The 19,977-nt window shown below is 69.8% G+C and carries 14 protein-coding genes, 1 tRNA gene, 3 pseudogenes and 1 CRISPR repeat array; of the genes and pseudogenes, 7 read left to right on the forward strand and 11 right to left on the reverse strand.

The window, feature by feature from the left end; translation table 11 throughout:
• Window positions 1-3: 3 nt before the first annotated feature.
• Complete coding sequence (locus Sdagh_RS24135; protein ID WP_190077058.1) at window positions 4-336, reverse strand: hypothetical protein; 333 nt, start codon at window positions 334-336, stop codon at window positions 4-6.
• Window positions 337-421: 85 nt separating this feature from the next.
• Window positions 422-1,384: a bile acid:sodium symporter family protein gene (locus Sdagh_RS24140; protein WP_226535626.1), complete on the reverse strand. Its 963-nt coding sequence runs from the start codon at window positions 1,382-1,384 to the stop codon at window positions 422-424.
• A gap of 402 nt (window positions 1,385-1,786) precedes the next feature.
• On the opposite strand from Sdagh_RS24140, the pseudogene Sdagh_RS24145 reads away from it, so the two are divergent.
• Together Sdagh_RS24145 and Sdagh_RS24150 are read left to right on the forward strand one after the other, a co-directional pair.
• Window positions 1,787-2,499: pseudogene (locus tag Sdagh_RS24145) on the forward strand (Ldh family oxidoreductase); the annotation flags it as partial.
• A 258-nt stretch (window positions 2,500-2,757) separates the two neighbouring features.
• Window positions 2,758-2,831 (forward strand) — tRNA-Pro (locus tag Sdagh_RS24150).
• 264 nt (window positions 2,832-3,095) lie between these two features.
• On the opposite strand, the pseudogene Sdagh_RS37030 reads toward Sdagh_RS24150, so the two are convergent.
• A pseudogene (locus Sdagh_RS37030) lies at window positions 3,096-3,692 on the reverse strand (site-specific integrase); the annotation flags it as partial.
• Between the two features lie 45 nt (window positions 3,693-3,737).
• Between Sdagh_RS37030 and Sdagh_RS24160 the strand changes: the two are divergent.
• Window positions 3,738-4,025: a hypothetical protein gene (locus Sdagh_RS24160; protein ID WP_226535628.1), complete on the forward strand. Its 288-nt coding sequence runs from the start codon at window positions 3,738-3,740 to the stop codon at window positions 4,023-4,025.
• Between the two features lie 994 nt (window positions 4,026-5,019).
• Window positions 5,020-5,403 (forward strand): annotated as a pseudogene (locus Sdagh_RS24165) (transposase); the annotation flags it as partial.
• Between the two features lie 568 nt (window positions 5,404-5,971).
• A CRISPR array of direct repeats spans window positions 5,972-7,225; the repeat unit is 29 nt; unit sequence GGGACCACCCCCGCGTGCGCGGGGACCAC.
• A gap of 101 nt (window positions 7,226-7,326) precedes the next feature.
• On the opposite strand, the gene cas2e reads toward Sdagh_RS24165, so the two are convergent.
• The 8 genes from cas2e to Sdagh_RS24205 form a co-directional block, all read right to left on the reverse strand.
• Window positions 7,327-7,680 carry a type I-E CRISPR-associated endoribonuclease Cas2e gene (gene cas2e, locus Sdagh_RS24170; protein ID WP_189415850.1) on the reverse strand — a complete coding sequence of 118 codons (354 nt, stop codon included), beginning with the start codon at window positions 7,678-7,680 and terminating at the stop codon, window positions 7,327-7,329.
• Complete coding sequence (cas1e, locus tag Sdagh_RS24175) at window positions 7,677-8,621, reverse strand: type I-E CRISPR-associated endonuclease Cas1e (protein ID WP_189415851.1); 945 nt, start codon at window positions 8,619-8,621, stop codon at window positions 7,677-7,679. The genes cas2e and cas1e overlap by 4 nt, the downstream gene beginning before the upstream one ends.
• A 3-nt stretch (window positions 8,622-8,624) precedes the next feature.
• Window positions 8,625-9,383, reverse strand: a complete 759-nt coding sequence (gene cas6e, locus Sdagh_RS24180) for a type I-E CRISPR-associated protein Cas6/Cse3/CasE (RefSeq protein ID WP_189415852.1) — start codon at window positions 9,381-9,383, stop codon at window positions 8,625-8,627.
• 9 nt (window positions 9,384-9,392) lie between these two features.
• Window positions 9,393-10,124 carry a type I-E CRISPR-associated protein Cas5/CasD gene (cas5e, locus tag Sdagh_RS24185; protein WP_189415853.1) on the reverse strand — a complete coding sequence of 244 codons (732 nt, stop codon included), beginning with the start codon at window positions 10,122-10,124 and terminating at the stop codon, window positions 9,393-9,395.
• Window positions 10,121-11,311: a type I-E CRISPR-associated protein Cas7/Cse4/CasC gene (cas7e, locus tag Sdagh_RS24190; protein ID WP_189415855.1), complete on the reverse strand. Its 1,191-nt coding sequence runs from the start codon at window positions 11,309-11,311 to the stop codon at window positions 10,121-10,123. Before cas7e ends, cas5e begins: the two co-directional genes overlap by 4 nt.
• Window positions 11,312-11,392: 81 nt before the next feature.
• Window positions 11,393-12,247 carry a type I-E CRISPR-associated protein Cse2/CasB gene (gene casB / locus Sdagh_RS24195; protein ID WP_189415857.1) on the reverse strand — a complete coding sequence of 285 codons (855 nt, stop codon included), beginning with the start codon at window positions 12,245-12,247 and terminating at the stop codon, window positions 11,393-11,395.
• A 48-nt stretch (window positions 12,248-12,295) separates the two neighbouring features.
• The gene (gene casA, locus Sdagh_RS24200) at window positions 12,296-17,005 is read right to left on the reverse strand and encodes a type I-E CRISPR-associated protein Cse1/CasA (protein WP_443732405.1); all 4,710 of its coding nucleotides are present in this window, start codon (window positions 17,003-17,005) and stop codon (window positions 12,296-12,298) included.
• Window positions 17,006-17,187: 182 nt separating this feature from the next.
• A complete protein-coding gene (locus Sdagh_RS24205) occupies window positions 17,188-17,337 on the reverse strand; it encodes a hypothetical protein (RefSeq protein WP_189415861.1) in 150 nt (49 codons plus the stop codon).
• A 613-nt stretch (window positions 17,338-17,950) separates the two neighbouring features.
• Here Sdagh_RS24205 and Sdagh_RS24210 point away from each other — a divergent pair.
• The 3 genes from Sdagh_RS24210 to Sdagh_RS24220 all read left to right on the forward strand — a co-directional run bounded on the left by Sdagh_RS24210 (window position 17,951) and on the right by Sdagh_RS24220 (window position 19,851).
• The gene (locus Sdagh_RS24210) at window positions 17,951-18,277 is read left to right on the forward strand and encodes a hypothetical protein (protein WP_226535630.1); all 327 of its coding nucleotides are present in this window, start codon (window positions 17,951-17,953) and stop codon (window positions 18,275-18,277) included.
• Window positions 18,278-18,625: 348 nt separating this feature from the next.
• Window positions 18,626-18,847 carry a hypothetical protein gene (locus Sdagh_RS24215; RefSeq protein WP_189415863.1) on the forward strand — a complete coding sequence of 74 codons (222 nt, stop codon included), beginning with the start codon at window positions 18,626-18,628 and terminating at the stop codon, window positions 18,845-18,847.
• Window positions 18,848-19,042: 195 nt separating this feature from the next.
• Window positions 19,043-19,851, forward strand: a protein-coding gene (locus tag Sdagh_RS24220) for an IS5 family transposase (protein WP_370594938.1) whose coding sequence is annotated in 2 segments (ribosomal slippage) — window positions 19,043-19,385 and window positions 19,385-19,851 — 810 coding nt in all. Because the reading frame shifts where the segments join, the coding sequence is not laid out codon by codon here.
• Window positions 19,852-19,977: the final 126 nt, after the last annotated feature.

Here is a 19,977-nt window from a genome sequence, read left to right on the forward strand (position 1 = left end):
GCCTCAGGGCGCGTTGACGCCCAGCGAGGCTTCCAGCTCGTCGTGGCAGCCCTCGGGCACCGCGTAGGCCGTCAGCGTCTGGACGGCGGGGACGCCCCCGGGGGAGACCGACGCCACCGGCTCCCGGGCCGCCTCCGCGCGCTCCCGCGCGATCTCGTCGGCGATCTCCTCGCAGCCGTAGTCGTAGGACTGGCCGGCTCTCGGTGCCGCCGTGGGTGACCCGGCGGGGAACTCCGGGCCGTCCGCGTACGGATCGCGGGAGAGCGCCCAGGTGGCGCCCGCCCCGGTCAGGCACAGGACAGCCCATACGGCGACCAGGCGCCGGTGCGCGCTCACGACGGCCACTGCTCCCCCCCCTCGACGACACCGCCCCGGCCCCCATCATGCCGGGGGCCGGGGCGGTGTCGTACGCCGGGGCGGGTCAGCGACGGCGGCGGGAGAACCAGGCGGCGGCCAGGGCGCCGGAGATGTTGTGCCAGACCGAGAACACCGCGGCCGGCAGGGCGGCGAGCGGGCTGAAGTGGGCCGTGGCGAGCGAGGCGGCGAGACCGGAGTTCTGCATGCCGACCTCGAAGGCCATGGCCCGGCTGCCCGGTTCGCCGAGCCGGCCGATCCGGCCCGCGCCGTAACCGAGGGCCAGCCCCAGGCCGTTGTGCAGCACCACGGCGACGAAGACCAGCAGCGCCGCCGACTTGATGGCGGCCGCGCTGCCCGCCACCACGACGGTCACGATCACGGCGATGGTCAGCGCCGACAGCCACGGCAGCACCGGCAGTGCCCGAGCGATCCACCGGCCCGCGACGAGCCGCACCACCAGGCCCGCGACGACGGGGAGCAGCACCGTCTTGAGGATGTCGGTGACCATCGACCCGGCGTCCACCGGCAGGTACTCGCCCGCCAGCAGCAGGGTCAGCGGCGGGGTGACCAGCGGGGCGAGCAGGGTGGAGACGGTGGCGACGGAGACGGACAGGGCGACGTCGCCGCGCGCCAGGTAGGTGACCACGTTGGACGCCGTGCCGCTGGGCGCGCAGCCGACCAGGATGACACCGGCGGCGAGCTGCGGGGACAGGTGCAGCAGATGGGCGACGGCCCAGCCGAGCCCCGGCATGATGACGTAGTGGGCGACCAGCCCGAGCGCCACCGCCCAGGGCCGTCTGGCGACGCCCCGGAAGTCCTCCGGGGTCATGGTCACACCCATGCAGAACATCACGACGCCCAGCAGGTAGGGCACCGCCTCGCTCCAGCCGGAGAAGCTGCCGGGGAGCAGCAGTCCCAGGGCTCCGGCGGCGAGGACGAGGAGCGGGAAGACGGTGACCGCCCGCCGCGCGGAACGGTCGCCGGTGGCGGGGCCGGCGTCGTGATGTTCGGTTCGTTCGATACTCACCGTGTGAGACAACGCCTGGTCAGGGGCGTGACGCAAGCGTGTCTCGCGATGTGATCGGTCACATCGGCGGGTGCGTCAGTCCGTGCCCATCCGGTCCTCCGCCGACAGGTGCTCCACCGTCCCGTTGAGGCCCCCCGTGCTCGCCGATGAGGAAATGGACCAGCGGCAGAAGGAGTTGGCCGCGCGCATCGCCGGTCGCCGCGGAGTGGGCCCCGGTGTGGGAGTCACTGGCCCGCCTGCACCGCGCCGGCGCACCGGCGCCGGCGTACCCGGACCTCACCCACGAGACGGTGGCCGTCGGTACGGCCACCGGCTACGGCCTGGTCAAGCGCCGCCCCCAGAGCGTGCTCCCGCACGCCGCCCCCGGCCTTCTCCGCCTACCTCGACCCGCTCGCCCAGGGCGTGGCCGACGCCGACGCCGGCCTCGGGGCCGAGTCGAGCACCCCGGCCGCCGCCGTCATCGACGCCGACCGCGCCCCCGGCCCGGTCGCCCTGAGCGCCGCCGCCGACGAGGCGGTCGCACGGGCCCGCGCCTTCGGCATCACCTTCGTCGGCGTACGCCGCACCGTGCACACCGGCGCCCTCGGCTACTACGTCTCCCGGATCGCGGACCAGGGCCTGGCGGGCCTCGGGTCCGTCGCCGGCATGCCCAACATGGGCTACACCGGCGCCAAGGGCGCTGCGGTCGCCACCAGCCCCCTCGCGATCGCCGTCCCGGCCGCCGACCGCCCCCGCTCCTGCTCGACATGGCGACGGCCACCATCGCCCTCGGCAAGATCCGCCAGGCCAGGGCGGACGGCACCCGGCTCCCGGAGAACGCCGCCGCGACCGGGGACGGCACCCCGACCACCGACCCGGAACGGGCGGTCATGCCGCTGCCGCTGGGCGGTGCCAAGGGCTCCGGCCTGTCCCTCGCCTTCGAACTCCTTACCGGCGTCCTGGTCGGCGCGCCCATCTTCTCGGCCTTCCACTCCGCAGACCCGGCCGGCCGCGAGCACGGTCAGAACGCCCTGCTCATCGCCCTCGACCCGGCCGAGTTCGGCGGCGGCGCGGCCGACTTCACCGGCGCGGTCGACACCACCCTGGACACGCTCAAGGGCCTCCCGGCCGCGGAGGACGCCGCGGGCGTGTACTGCCCCGGCGAGCGCGGTGCCGCCGTCGCGGCGAACTCGGTGGGAACGGGTGCCGGTCGCCCCGAAGGTCTGGCGCGAACTCGTCGGGGCCGCCGCCCCCTTCGGCCTCACCCCGCCCGCCCCCGTGTGACCCCGCGGGCCCGACACGTCGCCGGCCGCACGCGTGGGAGGGAGGAGGAGGGGGGACGGCCGGCGACCCCCCACCCCTCCGTATGCGGTAGGCTTGACCTGCGAGTTCACCGGGACGTGGCGCAGCTTGGTAGCGCACTTGACTGGGGGTCAAGGGGTCGCAGGTTCAAATCCTGTCGTCCCGACTTGAGAGAGTCGCAGGTCAGGGCCGGTTCCGGAGGCATCCGGAACCGGCCCTCGATCATTCTTGGGGACCAGTTGGGGACCAGTGCTCCCTTGACCGGTGTCAGCGGGTCATCACGATCGGGCTCGGGAGTGAGCGGGGGGGCGCGGACCACGCTGAGATGAGCGGAGAGTGCAGCGCCGGCGGCCGTGATCTTGTGGACGCCCGGGTGGAGGTAGCGCTGAGTGGTCATGAGGGAGCCATGCCCCGCGATGCGTCGCAGGACGTGGACCGGGACTCCCGCGTCGGCGAACCAGGTGAGGCCGGTGTGCCGGAGGTCGTGGCGGCGCAGGTGTTCGTAGCCAAGCTTGGTGACGACGTCGTCCCAGTGGGTCGCGTCGCGCAGGACGGTGGTGGCGATGCGTCCGCCGCGCGGGCCGGTGAACAGGCGGGCGTCGGGGGCGGGACCGGCGGACAGGACGCGCTGGGCGACAAGGGGGCGGACCTCCTCGATGATGGGGACTTTGCGGGCCCGCTTGCCTTTGGTGCCCTTGTCGGTCAGGCCGCCGGGTGCGGGTGTGGTCTGGCGCCGCACGGTCCAGATCCACTGGTCGGCGTCGATGTCCTGGACGTGGCAACCTGAGACTTCGCCGATCCGGGCGGCGGTGCACGCGGCGAAGACGACGACGTCTCCCCATCCGCGGTACTGGTCGTGGGAGGCGGCCACGAGCGCGTCGGCCAGCTGGACGAGGGTGTCCCAGTCAGGCAGGGCCAGCGCGCGTGGATTGCGAAGTTCGTCCTCGGCCTGCTTGTAGAGCTTCTGCCAGCCGGTCACCCGAGCGGGATTGACGCTGATGATGCCGTCCCGCACGGCCTGTTCCATGACACGGACCAGCACGGCGATCGTGTTCTTGACCGTTGAGCGGCTGTGCTCGTCGACGATCCAGTTCTGTACGGTCCGGTCGACGACACCGTTGGTGATCAGCCGCACAGCGAGGTGGCCCAGAGCGGGAACCACACGCAACCGCCACCCCGCGAGATAGGGAACCAACGTCTTCAGCTCCAGGCCGCGCAGCGCGAGATCCATGTTCGCTTCGCCGTATTCGGCCAGCGTCATGGTGGCGGTCGACGGGGTCAGGCCGGCTTGGGTGGCCTGAACGATGGCCTGGAGCCACTCCTGAGCTTCTTCTTCGCTGTTCTTTCCCTCGGACAGTGACTGGCGGCGTTTGGTGGTGGGATCCCACCATCGGACGCGCGCCCGATACGGTGTGGGCCGGTCGGAGCGGTATTCGATGTCGGTGGAGATCCGGATGCCGACGGCGATGTTGGTTCTATCGGCCATGGATCCCCTTGGTGGGGGCGGTACGACGGCTGCGCAGCCATTCCTCGACATCTAGCGCGCTGTACATGACGACACGTTCCGAAAGGGCGACGAACGGCGGCCCTTGGGAAGGCCGGGCGGTGCGCCATCGGCGCAGTGTCGAGGCGTCCACCCGGAGACGAGCGGCCAGGACGCTGGTCGAGTACCAGGCGTTGGTCAGGAGGGATGCTTGGTCATCGGCTAGGACGGCATGCCGGTGAGGAAGCGGGGGTTGTATTGCGGCCTCCTTCTCACGATGGCATTCGGTGTCGGTACTTGTTGTTATTGGGGTGGGCAAGTGCAGGCAATCTCCGGGCAGTACAGAGCACCAGGCGGAGCGGTGGAAGACTTCAAATGCGGCGACACGCTCCGAGAACGGAGGCGTGCCGTGCTCCGTCGGCAGCAGCGCTGATGCCGGTCACCATCACTGGCGGTCGCGCTCCGATACGGGCGTTGACCAGATAATCGTCTCCGGATGCGCCGGTTTGGCTAACCGGCGATCACGGCCTATGTTGCCGGCTGGCGCGACATGACGGGGCGTGAAGAGCCAGCCGCTGCGGTCCTCGGTCAGCCAGTTCCGATGACGCATCACGTGAAATGCGTCGCCATCCTCGAACCGGCCGCAAAGGGCTTGTGACCTGTGGTTTTACGCGTGCACATTATGTGCGGGTGGGCGTTACGGCCGTTCTTTTGACGCTGAAATGAAGCTCGTGACGCTAGTACTGCAACGGTGCTTGCCGGCCAGCTCGGTCGTTGGTGTGGTCATGGGTGGGGACCTTGCTGATGTCAGGTTGTGGGCGGGTGAACTGAGCGCTCTGCATGAGCGGTTCGTGCACCGGTTCAGCCGGGAATCTACGACTGGGCCCGCGTCGAGGTCCGGCCCTGGCACCGCGAGGACCGCCGGCACTGGGTTCTCGCTCGCCGCAGCGTCAGCAGGCCCGAGGAGATCTCCTACTACATCGTCTACTGCCCCGTCGGCACCACCCTGGACGAGCTGATCCGCATCGCGGGCAACCGCTGGGCGGTGGAGGAATGCTTCCAGACCGCCAAGCAGGAGTGCGGCCTGGACGACTACCAGGTCCGCCGCTACCCCGGCTGGCACCGCCACATGACCCTGGCCATGGCCGCCCACGTATGCCTGACCGTCCTGCGAGCCCGACAGCTGGACACGGACAAAGCAGAAACGGATCCTCCCCGCTCATCCACCTCAGCCTCGCCGGAATACGACGGCTGATCACCCGCCTCACCGACCGCCGTCCCACCCCGGTCGACCACATCCTGCACTGGTCGACATGGCGCCGGAGACGGCAGTACCAGGCTCGGCTCAGTCACTACAAACGACGCGGACACATCCCCTGACCTGGCCACCAGTCACAGCAAACACCGTTGCAGTACTAAAGGTGACCTGATCCGTGAGGACCAAGATCCCGGCGTCGACCTGGCCCAGGGAGAGTCGTCACGAGGGACGACCTTGAGATGCTCGGTCGCACGGAGACCGGCGGCGTAAGACAGATCCGCCGGAGGTCCTCGGAGATTGCGATCACTGCGGCTCGGCCCCCTGTCCTGCTGGGCGGCTTCACCGGGGGAGCCGGTGTGGGTGAGCGCGGCGCGGGTGATCGTGACGACGGTCAGGGCGGGCGCGGACAGACACAGTGGGGCGCGCAGGCCGAACGCGTCGGCGACGGCACCACCGGCGAGGGAGCCCAGGGGAACCGCTGCTTGGAGGAGGTGCGGTTGGAGCTGGACGCGGGCCCCCCGGGCAGGGACCAGTTGGGCAGCGTCTTTTTCCTATTGGGTGGCAAGGGACCGCCCCCACGTGCGCGGGGACCACACGCGGTCCATGTAGCCGACGGCGTAGGGAAGGGGACCACCCCCACGTGCGCGGGGACCACGGAGGCGTCGCCGGGGACCCAGGTGGTGAGCTGGGACCACCCCCGCGTGCGCGGGGACCACCTGCATCCGGGGGAGTTCGTGCTGGGGTCGACGGGACCACCCCCGCGTGCGCGGGGACCACGGGTACAACGCCGGATGGGCCCGGGTCGAGCAGGGACCACCCCCGCGTGCGCGGGGACCACCATGTCGACGGCCAGGCGGCGGCCCGTGAGATGGGACCACCCCCGCGTGCGCGGGGACCACTGGGCGCTCGGTGTCGAGCTGGAGTCCCGCAAGGGACCACCCCCGCGTGCTCGGGGACCACCGCGCGGCAGCAGTGTCGACCCGGACGGCCACGGGACCACCCCCGCGTGCGCGGGGACCACGGCCGCCAGGCGCCTCGCGATGGCTGGTACACGGGACCGCCCCCGCGTGCGCGGGGACCACCTCAGGCCAGGTTGGAGAAGTGGATGGAGTCGGGGACCACCCCCGCGTGCGCGGGGACCACGGCGGACTGCTGCACCTGGCCGCCGCCCTGTCGGGACCACCCCCGCGTGCGCGGGGACCACGGCGGACTGCTGCACCTGGCCGCCGCCCTGTCGGGACCACCCCCGCGTGCGCGGGGACCACGGACTCCGAGATCCGGCAGGGACACCGTGGTGGGGACCACCCCCGCGTGCGCGGGGACCACCCGTGGGGTGAGGCCACCGACGCCGAGAACGAGGGACCACCCCCGCGTGCGCGGGGACCACCGTGGGCGTCCGGCGTACTGCATGAGGACGACGGGACCACCCCCGCGTGCGCGGGGACCACTGGTTCCGTTCCCCGCTTCCCGTGAGCTGTCCGGGACCACCCCCGCGTGCGCGGGGACCACACCAAAGACCGGGCGATCGAGCAACTGGAGCTGGGACCACCCCCGCGTGCGCGGGGACCACCCTGCTGGAGCACGTGCTGAACGCGCTGCCGGTGGACCACCCCCGCGTGCGCGGGGACCACACGTTCGGAGATCCACACTTCGCGCTGGGGCAGGGACCACCCCCGCGTGCGCGGGGACCACCCGGCGCCGGCGGCGGCCTGAAGGGCGTCCCCGCAGAGGGACCACCCCCGCGTGCGCGGGGACCACTCGCCCGCGTAGATCGCGACGTGGTAGATCGAGGGACCACCCCCGCGTGCGCGGGGACCACAGGAGCCGACCTGGGCCTTTATCGCCAGGAGGACCGGTTTTTGCTCACTTTCCGAGCGAGGGACGAATGGGTAATAACGGGCTTCGGGTTCTTACTCATTGTCACCGTCCGAACCTTCGTCGCTTCGCTGCTTTGCTCCATCCCTGGCGGGGTGGCTCGTTTGTCGGGCGGGTTGTCGTCGGGGGAGAGGGGCGGTGGAGGAGGGTGAGGCCCTCGTGGTCGGTGGGGTGCCAGGCGTGGTCGTGGGTGCGGAAGGTGAAGCCCTGTTCGTTGTCGGTGTGGTAGGCGAGCAGGGCGCGTCCTTGGCCGGAGTAGGTGCGGACTTCGTCCCAGAGGATGTCGCGGACGCGGGCGGAGGGTGAGCCGAGGAAGACGCCTGGAGAGATTTCGAGGAGCCAGCGGGTGAGGAACCCGCGCAGGCCCGCCGGGCAGTTGGTGAGGACGATGACGGTCACCAGATCGGCTCGTCTCCGTAGTTGCGTCCGCTGTCGAGGAGTTCGCCGCTGTCGGTCTGGAGCCCCACGTGGTCCGCGTCGGCGGTGGCGCCGGAGTCCTCGTAGCGTAGTAGTTTCTTGATGTCGTTCGCGCAGCGGTCCAGGAGCTGGGTTTTGTTGATGCGGTCCCGCAGGGCCCGGCGTGTGCGTGTGGGGATGTCGTCCTCGCCTTCGGCCGCGGCGTCGAAGGCGGCTGGGATGGCGATTTCCGTCTTGTAGAGGTCGGCGATGTCCAGGACGAAGGACCGCTCGTGTCCGGAGTGGACGAAGCCGAGCCCGGGGGACAGGCCCAGTGCGGCGACTACGGCGTGCGCGACGCCATACATGCACTGAGCCGCTGCCGTGACGCCCTGGTTGGGGGCGTCGGCGGCGGCGAAGTCGTCCCGGTGGTAGTCGCGGCGTCGCCAGGGCACACCAGTACGTTCCGACTCACGGCGATAGCACTCTTTGAGGCGTCGGCCCTCCATCCGGAGCAGTTCGTCGCGGGTGCGGCCAGACGGGTCCTCGTCGGGGAAGCGCGAGCGGTACATGGCCCGTGCCACCTCCAGGCGCGTACGGCGGTTCGCCCATGCCGTCGCCTGCGTTTCGAGCAGCTTCGAGGAGCGGGTCAGGGCGCGTCCGCCGGCGTAATAGCGCACACCGTGTTCGCCGACCCACACAACCGCGGCGCCGCTCTCCCCGAGGAGTGCCATCGCCTGGTGGGTCACGCGCGTCCCGGGGCCGAGCAGCAGGGTGCCGATCGTGGCCGACGGGATGTGGGTGACACCGTCGGCATCCGTGGCGGTGATGGCGTTGTCATCGCGGTGGACGGTACAGCGCTCCAGGTAGAGGTAGGAGACGCGGTCACCGATGCGGGTCAGTTCGCGGGGCGAGGAGAGGCTGCGTTTGCTGATCGTGCTCATGGATCACCGCACCGGCGCGAGGGTCATCAGGCCGCAGCCGTACGCCTTGGCCTTGCCCAGTCCCTGGGTCAGGGTGCGGCGGAACGCCGAGAGGTCGGTGATCGTGAGTCTCCCGTCGAAGGTCGCACGGACGAAGCGGACGTCCCGGGGAGCGGCTGGGTGTCCGTCCTGGGTACGGCCTCCGCGCGGCTTGATTCCCTCGTTGGAGGACTTGCCGAACCGGATCGGCGTCCGGTCGTGCACGGTCACCTCGTAGCTTTCGCCGACTGCGGCGGTGTCATCTTCGGCTGTCCTTTTGATTACGGCGAAGCCTGCTCGTTCCTGGTGCTTGAGCAGCCAGCCGATCTGGTGGCGCGGTGAGACGTGGGCGGCACGCTTGGTGGGGGTGCCCAGCGGTTCGGGCTTTTTGCGGATGTGGTGCACCGGGTTGGCCGTGAGGCGGAATGCCCAGACATCACCTCCCCGGAGGGCGTCGAGGAACTCGCCGTAGGCGAAGGTGGCCCAGCCCTCGGCGCCCAGACTCGGCCAGCCCGCCTGCTCGGCGAGATGAGTGAGGTCGGGGCGGGAAGGACTGGAGATGAAGAGGTCGACGCGGCCAGCCGGGGCGTGGTCGATCCGCCACAGCACGCGTGGGCCGTTGCCGTCGCGTGCCGGGGGTTCGGGGAAGGCCATATTCACGGCACCGTGCAGCCGGTTCGGGGAGCCGAGGAGCCGTTGTGCCTCGGGCCGGGCGGTGTTGAAACGGAAACGGGTCAGGTACATCGGCGGATCCTAGGAGGCGTACGGGGAAGGGCCTGGAAGACTGTTCGGCGCGGCCAGGCGCAGATGCGCGGTCGGGTCGTGCGCGGGGGCGTTCACGTGCCCGGTCCGCACGCCTCGCATCGTGTACTGCCGGTGACGCGGATCGAAGGTGACAGGCGTGTCCCGAAGCGAGAAGTCGGGAATTTCGTCCGTGGGGCAGTCCATCAGCAGATCCAGTTGTTCATGTCCGGTTCCCGTACGGTCGAGTTGCCTGATGTACCACCGTGACGCCTGCCATGGCACCGCGCGCAACGTGTCTTCCAACGGTCCCTCGGTGAGGGAGCCATCGAACAGCAGCGGCTGGGCCGGTGGGCAGGAGCGCCGGCCCAGGTAGGGCAGGAAGCGGGGAGCCTCCAGTGCCTGGTGCAGTTGCCCGATCAGCTCTTCCGGGCCTTCGACGCCGGCGACGAAGACCGCATCGGCGAGGTAGTACCGCTCCGACAGCGGCATCACCCGCCCGGACTCCGCATGTTGGGCCTTGTGGAAGTCCCGCACCCTCGTCCCGGGCTGGTCGATACGTACGCCGAAGCGCAGCGCGGCCAGGTCGGACAGGTCCGCGCCGCGCGGACGTCCCTGGGCTGCGGCCAGCAGACCCAGCACGCCGCTCTTGGTGGGCGCGTTCTCCGTGGTGCGGCGCACGAAGCGGCCCGCTGATCCCCACGCCTGCAACGGGCCCGCCAGACGCAGCAGCAGGACCGTCATGCTTCCGGCTCCAGGCGTTCGGACACCGCGCGGCCGACCTGGTCCAGCAGGGCGCGCAGGGTCACAGCGGTGCCCAGCCCCGCCAGCTCCTGTGTCTCCTCACCGACGCGGAACACCCAGGTGGGCTGGTCCGCGAGACCGTACTGGCGCTCCAGGTCCGGTACGTACGCGGCGAGCCGGCGGCAGCTCTCCCGCAGAAACCCGCCCTGGGCGGACTTCGGCACCGGCTCCTCGAAGGCACCGACGAAGCTGATCGGCCACTGGTCACGAAGCGTGACGATCACCGCGGAAGGCAGGGTGTGGTTGCCGTAGGAGTTGATCTTTCCGGTCGGCAGAGAGGTGATGAACGCTTCCAGGAAGGCGGTGACCGCTTTCGCCGTAGGGGTGCTCGGGGGCTCGTCTTCCTGGAGGCCGGCCCCGAGGTTGCGCTGAAGTTCGTCAACGTCGACCGCCGCGTACCGGTACAGCGTCGCGGAGTTGAAATCCACCGTGCCGATCATGCCGGCGCCCGACTCGGATGCGCCGCTGCGGTCGTCGACCGCCGTATAGAAGTCCGACTCGATGTCCGAGCGGTGCACGCTCAGCGCGTGCGCCACCTGGGTTGCCGCCTCCACGTTGAGGTCGGCGGAGTCGGCGACCATCCGGCCGAAGAGCGCGATGTCCACCGAGTGCCGGGTGTCGACCGCGTGGCGTGCCCTGGCCTTCTGTTCCTTGTCTTTGAAGGACTTCTTAAGGCTTTGCACGTCCCCTCCGTTGCTGGCTGACACCGCAACCTCGGCGAGTGCGTCCAGCTGCCGCCGGCTGAGGAACATCAGGTACTTCGATTCGGGTACCGCCTCGTCCTCGCCGTCCCGTGTCTTCCGCTTGGGTGGGTCGAACGACGAGCCGGTGGCGACTCGCAGTGTCTCCTCCGCGAGTTGGGCTGCCGTGTCGGCCACCGACGGGTCATGGGCGGCGATGTGTTCCGCGAGGGCTTCGACCACCTTCTTCGTGCGCACGCCGAGTTCCTCCGGTGGCAGCAGCTCGTTGAAGCGGCTGCGGGTGGCGCGCTTCCATGCCTGGCTTGACACCCGAGCCCTGCGCACACCGCCGTAGTAGGCGGACTTCGGTGTTCCGGTGTCGTCCCGGTTCATATTGCTCGGCGGCACGTTCTGCAGGATGTGGATGTCGAGGATGGTGCGCGTCACGAGTGTTCCGTTCTCTCGTCTGATGACCGGGAAAAGGGGGGAGCAGGAAAGAACAGGTGGTCCGGGCGGGAGCAGCAGTGGTCAGGAGTCGGCGTCGGCTGCTTCGAAGTCCTCGGCCGGCACGATGTCGGGGTCGAGTGCGCCGCCCACGCCGTCCGTACGGGCCCGGCGGGAGGATCCGTAACGGCGGTGGAAGTCTTGGCCCCACGCGCGGCGGACATCGTCTCGGCGGTTCTCGTCCTGCCACAGCAGGAGCTGGTCGGCCAGGAGCGTGTAGTCGAGAGGGATGCGCGCCGAGCGCAAGAGCAACACCATCTCGCGCAGCCGGGTTGCCAGAACGTCCGTGTCCGACGCGGCTCCGATGCGTACGAATCGTCGACGCACGGTCTCACTGGCGTTCTCGACCCTTTCCTCGGCCCGGATCTCATCGGCGGTGCCACCGTCGCCGGTGGCGCTACCGCTGTCACGAATTCCGGTCTGTCCGTGGGCGAGACGGCGAACGGAGCGGCCGAGCGACCATCCGGTCAGGTGCATGGGCTCGTCGCGCAGCGACTGCTGATGCAGCGCCCACAGTGTCACGGCGACATGGACGGCCGTGTCCTCACGGCGTTCCTGCTCTTGCCGCGATCTGTATGCCAGGGAGGAGAAGTACGCGGGGGAGACGCCGTCCTTTCCCCCGTCGGCAGTCCGCCGCTCTTCGCGGAGTTCCGCCAAAGTCTCCAGGTGATCCAGTCCCCAGGCGGTGGGGGAGACATGCGCGTCCCGGCCGGCCTCCCTGCGCAGACGCGCGACGGACGCGACGGCCCACGGGACATTCCGCTGATACCCGGATTGCAGCCTGCCGATGGTACGCGCGACGGCTTGGCGGGGGAGTGAAAGGGCGGCGCGCCTGTCCGTGTCCGTACCGTTGGGGGGAGCCGGGGGGGTCGGTGCCATGGATGTTCTCCTGACGAGGGGTGTTCCGAAGGACTGCGGCGGCGTCCGTCAAGCAGTGGTCGATGGCGGGCCCAGTACCTGGTGAAGCCGTGCGTGGAACCAGAGTTCGGCGCGGCCGGTGTCCATCAGGACTGCGCCCCGGCCGGGGAGATCGATCACTCTGCCGTCTGCGGCTGCCGGCCCGGCGGACCTGACCTCCTGGCGGGCGAGCCGGAGCATGTCACGGCGAACCGTCTCCCGCCATGTGCGCCGGGCCGCCTGGAGGTCCGGCTGCCGGGCCAGGTCCCGCAGCCAGGCGCGGTACGGGCCGTCCAAGGCGCCGTATGCGAGGTCGCGGGCTGATGCGGCCGCCGCTTCCGGGTGGTCGCCGCCGGCTGCGCGGGCGAGATTGCTGGCGAGGTGTCCCAGGGCCGTGACGGCCTTCTCGGCGTCGCTGACGGCATCCAGGGCCGCGGCACCGTACACCGGGTTGGTCTTGTGCAGAGTGACGACCGGGAGCGCGACGGAGTCGTCGACGATCTCGTCGATCACGGACTGCTGCGTGCCGTAGACCACGCCGGCCAGGCGGAGCCGGATCAGTTTCCCGGGATCGATCTCGCTCTCGGTGATGACCTGGCTGTACCACCGGGTGACGCCCGAGCGCAGTTGCTCGGGTGGCTCCCCGCGGTCTCCCGTCTCTTCGGCCTGGGTACGGGCGGGGAGCAGGGCACCGAGACCGCGCCACGCCGACCTGTTCGGGTCGTGCCGGGTCGGGGTGTAGACCGGCGTGCGGCCCTGCTTCTTCTCCTGGGCGGGGCTGCGGCGCCACCCGGTCATGGGCTCGAGCCGCCACGGCGCGGGCGGGAGGAGGGGATCGCCGTAGCCCAGGACGACACCCGTCACCGCACCTTCCGTCGCGCATAGGCGAATCCGGCGGGACTGCCAGGTGTACAGGTCGCGCAAGCCCATGGGGTCGGCACCGCCCGCATCCTCGCGGCGGGGGCCGGGGCCGGACGGCTCGCCCTGGCGCCAGACCGGACGGTCCTCACCGATCCGTTCGGCGAACTCGCTGCCCGCATACGCCTCCTCGAACGGAACGAGGTTGAGGAGCAGGGTCTCCCGCAGGGTCGCTCCCTCGGCGAACACGCAGCCCAGGTGACCTAGTGAACCGACGCCCAGAGGATAGACCTTGCCCGCCTTGCTGCGGCCCTCATCGCCCTTCATCGCGGACTTGATGCCCGAGGTGTCGAAGGCGTGGGCGTGGAGCAGCCATCGCGCGGCTTCGGCGAAGGACAGCCGGTCCACACCCGGACGCCGCATGGAGAACAGGGCGGAACCCGTGGGAACGTCGGCAACGATCCGGCTGAGGGGAGCGACCTCGTCCTTCGCGGTCCTGAGCCCGGGTACCTGGAAGAACGGCCGCTTCTCGTCGAAGAGCTCGAAGCGGTCGGCATGGCGTCGCAGGTAATCGGATGCGGCCGTGAACGGCGCCGGGCTGTGCCACAGGTCTTCCCAGTCCTCAAGGGTCGCCGGTCCCTCCAGGGCATCGTGGAGAATGGCCAGCAGCAGCCTGAGCAGGACGGGATTCTGGGTGGGGACGTCCCCGACGATCCCGCGCAAGGTGTCAGCGCTCGCGAAGACCTCTCGCAACGACAGCTCTGTCACCATGCCGTCGAGGTGCTGTACCGGCACCCACGCCTCACGCACCAGGTTGAAGGCCGCGCGGCCGACGTCATCGACGCGCTCCTGGCCACGCCGCGGCCCGGGCAGACTCACCGGCCCGCCACTCGGCTTCGCACCCTGCGTAACGACACCTGGTTCCGCCGCGACGTCTGTGACTGTCCGCTGTGCCGCCGACTGTGGTGCACCGTGCCCGTCCCTTTCCCGCTCTGTACTTCCGGGGCCGCCGGGACCGTCCCCGGACGCGCCAGGGTCGGTCACCCGCAGTCCCTCGGCGCGGCTGTAGCTCAGGGAGAAGCCTGCCAGCCGGGTCTGACAACGCTCGTCCAGGACGAGGATCAACTCGCCTGCCAGCCAGGGGCACTCCTTCACCTGCCAGGCCGGAACCAGGAACTTCTCCAAGTCCGCGATGGTGCGGACGTCCATCCAAGGCTTGCTGAACCGTCCGGGCAGCGTGAGTGCGCTCGCGGCCACTGCCTCGGCCGAGCGCCGGTCCGGTGGGAAGTCGACGGGCAACTCCAGGCCGCCCCGTCCGCCCTGTCGCCCCGCGTCCAGCCACGGCACGGTGGTCAGCCGTCCGTCGGCCTGCCGCTGGATGACCAGGACCTCCAGCGTCTCCTCTCCGTCCCGCACCTGTGCCCGCCCGACCGGGCTGTCGTCCGCGTCGCCCGCGTGAGCCTCCAACCATCCGTACACCGGCCGGCCGGGACGCCGTACCGGCCCCAGAAGAAAGCCGTCCGCCCTGCGCCGCTTCTCCACGAGCAGAGCCCGGTGCCGCCCCTCGGCTTCGGCCATGTTGCCTGCCCACACCCCCGGTCCCAACGGCCCACCGCCATAAGCGCTATGCACCAGCGGGCTGATGTCGTGCGGCAGCCTTACGGGAACACCGTCGAGGTGCGGTGTGAGGGCGGCGAGCGAGCGCAACAGGGTCCATTCGCCCGGGTACACGGCCTGGGTGCCTGTCACGGGTGCCGGTGGTGACGCGCTCCAGTCGACGCCGGTGATCACGCACCGGGGCGTGGACAGCCGGGCCGGTCGGGACGAGGGGTGCCGGTGCAACCGGCCCATACGCTGCAGTACGAGGTCGACGGGCGCCAAGTCGGTGACCAGCACGTCGAAACTTACGTCGAGGGACTGCTCCACCACCTGACTGGCGACCACCACATGCCGTACCGGCCGCTCGCCATCCGGACCGAACTTGCGCAAGAGATCGTCGTCGTTGGCGGCCCGGTCGGCCGCCAGGAACCGGGAGTGGGCCACGGTGACCCGGTCCTCACCGAGTCGGTCCTTCAGCGCCTCGGCGGCCTCCAGTACCCGTCCCACGGTGTTCCGTACGACAAGTGCGCATCCCCCGTCGGCCAGTTCCACGTCAAGCCGATCGGCCAGTGCATCGAGATCGTCGTCCATGCGCTCCAGCACGACAGCCGTGCCACGGTCGGAAGCCGCAGCCGGCCGGGCGGTCAACGCGTCCCGTCCCGGCGACACGGCAGTCAGCAGAGGGTAGGCGTCGGCGTCAGTCGCAACCGACGCGGCACCGCCATCGCCCGCGTAGGCGGCGGCGAGAGCCCGCCTCCTCTCCGCCGGAAGGGTGGCGGAGAGGAGCACGACCGGGACCCGGTAGGCGGCCAGCCACTCAAGGGTCCGGTCCAGATAGCGGTTCATGTAGGCGTCGTACGCGTGCACCTCGTCGATCACCACCACCTTGCCCGCCACCGCGAGATGCCGCAGGGCCAGATGACGACTTTTGAGAGCCGCGAACAGGACCTGGTCCACCGTCCCGACAGCGAACGAGGCGAGCAGCTGCTTCTTCCGCCCGCGAAGCCACTGGTGAGCATGGAGACCGGCAGGATGCCGAGCCGGGCCCTGATCCTTTTCCCTTGGCCGGATCTCTTGCCGGTTGCCGTCCGGTTCGACGGCGGCGATGGCCCGGCTTCCTTCGCGCAGCAGACCCGACCAGGTCTCCTTCAGGGCGGCCTTCGCGTGAGCCAGCACCACGGACCGGGTGCGAGCCCCGTCCGCAGGCAACGCGTCGAGCCAGGACAGGAGTCGGTCGAACATCGCGTCCCCGGTCGCCCTGGTGGGAAGCGCCATCAGCAGTCCACCGGCACCCGAACGCGCTGCGAGGATCTCCGCCGCCGCCAGCGCTGCCTCGGTCTTCCCCTCACCCATCGGTGCCTCGATGATGAGCAGGCCGGCCGGTTCCATGACCTGAGCCATCCGGACCGCTTCCAGCTGGACCGGACGAAGTTCCGCGCCCTGGAGCTTGGGAAAACGCTGCCGGAACAACTCCCCAGGTGGTGCCGTGGGCACCTGCGGCTGCCAGGGATCCGGGAGATCCAAGCCCTTCCAGGCAGCGAGCAACCTGCGTCGCTCACCGGCCGCACCCACCGGATGCCATGACTCGGGCGCGTACGGGAACAGCTCGGGGGCGCTGGCGATCCAGTCCGAGAGGATGACCACGGCCGTCAACAGCACCTGCACCGGTTGGGGCAACCGGATCTCATGCCACGTCGGCAACAGCTTCGTCACGCCGGTCAGATCGGCGCACCAGTCCAGCAGTTCGTACTGCGTCCGCTGCCATAAGGTCTCGCTCGAGCCGGGCTGCCGCAGGAGATGCGGCCGTAACTGCAGATCATGAATCTGCGCACTCCCCGGCGGTACACCGTGATGGCCCCCGGCCACCACCGCGAACTGCCCGGCGACTCGCGCCCCCAGCCCGAACCGCTCCCCCATCCATTCCTGCAACACCAACTGCCCCACCAGCCCGTGAGGCGCCAGTTTCCGGTCCTGCCCGTACTCCTTGACAGTGGGCATGTCCAGCCCGTGATCCCGCATCCGCCCGGCCAACTGCTCGACCTGGCAAGCGAATGCCGGTGAACACTTGCCGATGTCGTGCAACGCCGAGAGGAAACAAACGAGCCGGGCGGCGTCGTCACCGCCGTCTGGGAAAGGCTCCGACACCAGACGCTTGACAGACGCGGGCAGCCAGTCCTCCCACAACTTGCCGGCCACTGATGCGCTGTCGAGCATGTGACGCCACAACGGAAGCCAGCCATCGGTCTTGCGGTCGTGCTTCGCCCAGGCTGAACGAGCGGCCACCGAGAGAGCTTGCGGATCCGGCCCGGAGCGAGGTGAAGCGATGCCGGCGGAGCACATGTCGGTTTTCCCTCCAGGGAGCGGGTCAGTACCCCAAGCGGGTCGTGAGGCGGTCGACGTGGCGGAGCTGTCGGCCGAGGAGAGGGCGGACACCGCCGACGCGGACGCCCGCCCTCACGTAGGGCTCAGGCCCGGCGCCAACCGGTGAACACGACACCGGCCGTGAGCAGGGCGACCCAGACCCAGGGCCGGTCTGGCGAGGCGGCGATCATGGCGGTGATCAGCCCCCAGAGCGGGGGGTTGGACGGCTGGTCAGACGCGTTTAACACGGGCATGGGTAGAATCTCCTTGTCCTTGAGGCATTGAGGACGGGCCGGGCTCGGCTCTCCGCTGCAACGGAGTAGATCACCGAGTCCGGCCCACATCGCTGAGCGAGCTTTGGACTCGGAGTGGAGCCTAGTGGGTCCGCCCCGAGCCGCGTGGGCTTTCGACTGAAGGCAGAAAAGTCCTAGTTGGTGTGGCGGTCTTCAGGAGGATGTTCTCGGTTCGGACTGACTCCAGTGCCTACGAAGGGATGCCTCGATTTTGCCCTCGTAGCCCCGCATGCGCGGGGATCACAGACTCGGTACACCTCAGGACGGATGGTCTCGGGGACCACCCCCGCTCAGGCGGGGAGCCGTCGCGCACGGTCTGGTCGACTCCGTCGCGGGTCGGCGTGTCCACGGGCCACCGTACCGGCATGGCCCCGCTGCCGCAGCCGTCCGCTCGGCACCCTTGGAAATATGACATCAGGGATGAAAACACTGCGTGGGTGCGGTGCGAGGCCGGGGTGCGGGCTTGGCCGTAATGGTGGGGTTCGGCGTGCGGCGTAGGCCGTACCGGGCTCGGTGCGGTCTGCGTCGATGGGGAGTAAGGGGAGAAGGTGGCTGTCGGGGTAACCGGCGCACCGTGCTGGTCACGACGCTGTTGGTCCTGGCGGTCCTCGCCGGTGCGCTGTCGCTGCTGAGCTGGGACCGGGCGAATCAGGTGGTTGGGATGGTCTCTGCGGCGGTCGGTGTGGCCGCTCTCGGAGTCGGCGTCTGCACGTTGCTGGTTTCGACCGGGAGCATGTCCATACAGGTGTCCAGGACCGGGCGTGCCACGGCCACGGGCGGCGGGGACGCCAACACGGGTGCCGTCGTCTCCTCGTCCGATGGTGCGGTCTTCGTCGAGGAGACCGGTGAGGCGCGGGCGGACGGGGGCAGTGCGAACACCGCTTACCGGCGGCAGGGATAGCGGCGCGTCCAGTGTTCTTCCGCAGGCGCGCCGCGGTGCGCAAGTCGGGCGGCTCTTCCGCCAAGGGAGTCGGGGCCTTCGCCAATAGCGGCGTAACGATTGACAGCCCCGTACAGGTGGTCGCGGGGGCGCCGCTGTCTCCGGCTGTCTCCTGCAGATGAGCCAGGGCCTCGTCACCAGTTTCTAGCGGCGTGAGAGCGAACTTGCCCAGCTGGCAACCTTCTGCATGCACGATTCCCCTGCGGGCCGTGCTGCCTCCGGCTACTTGCGCTGGGTTGCCCCGGCGTGGGCGGGAAAATCAGCCCTGCTGGCGAACTTCGTCCTGCATCCCCACCCGGCGTCGACGTCGTGTCGTTCTTCATCACCTCCCGCATGGCCGCGCAGAACGACGCTGGGGCGTTCTGCGAGGTCGTACAGCGGCAGTTGTACGACTGGCTGGGCGAGGAGGAGCCGCTGAGCACTCCCGCCACGCGATACGAGCAGATGCTGCTCGCGTTGCACCGCGCTGCACAGAGCGCGGTCGGCGGCTCGTGCTCGTGGTGGACGGCCTGGACGAGGACCGCGGCGTGACCGCCGGTCCCGACGCTCACAGCATCGCGACGCTGTTGCCCCGCGTTCCCCCGTACGGCATGCGCGTCATCGTCGCAGGCCGCCCGTATCCGCCGGTACCGGGGGACGTGCATGCGGACCAACCGCTGCGTAGTACGCGGATGGATCACCAGTCAGACACCGTTTCTGATGGCGTGATCGTTCGTTGAGCAGTGCATGACGGATCTGGTTGAGCGGTTGGTGCCGGACGAGTTGTGGACGCTGTTCCGGCGGGTGGTCCCGCCGACGGAGGTCATACGTCCGCAGGGCGGCGGCAAGCGGAGGGCCGGTGACCGCGAATGCCTGGCAGCGATCATCTTCGTGGCCACCTCGGGCTGCACCTGGCGGCAGCTGCCGCCGGTGTTCGGGCCGGCCTGGCCCACCGTCTACCGGCGCTTCGCCCAGTGGAGCCAGGCCAGGGTGTGGGCCAGGCTCCACCGGGTCGTCCTCGACGAACTCGGTGCGCGGGGCGAGTTGGACTGGTCGCGGTGCGCGATCGATTCGGTCAGCGTCCGGGCGGCAAAAGGGGGCCTCTGACCGGACCGAATCCGACCGACCGCGGCAAGAGCGGATCGAAAATCCACCTCATCACCGACCGGAACGGCGTGCCGCTGTCGCTGGGCATCTCCGGCGCGAACATGCACGACAGCCTTGGCCTGCAGCCGCTCGTGCGCGGGATTCCGCCCATCCGCTCCCGCCGTGGACCGCGCCGCCGGCGTCCTGCCAAGCTCCATGCCGACAAGGGCTACGACTACGACCACCTGCGGAAATGGCTTCGTGAGCGTCGCATCCGCCACCGCATCGCCCGCAAGGGCATCGAGTCTTCCACCCGACTGGGCCGACACCGCTGGGTCGTCGAAAGAACGGTCTTCTGGCTGGCCGGTTGCCGCCGCCTGCACCGCCGCTACGAACGCAAGGCCGAACACTTCCTCGCGTTCGTCGGCATAGCCGCAGCCCTCATCGCCCACCGCCGACTCGCCAAGTGAAACAACGTTTTTAGCGGGCGCTGTCATCTAGCGGGTGGCAACTATCCGCGCTGGCATGTTGTTGCTACCGTTCGCGGTCAAGACGCAAGAGACAGGGAGTTTGGCATGGAACCGGTTTCAGGCGTA

The organism is Streptomyces daghestanicus, from assembly GCF_020521275.1.
Lineage (GTDB): Bacteria > Actinomycetota > Actinomycetes > Streptomycetales > Streptomycetaceae > Streptomyces > Streptomyces griseoviridis.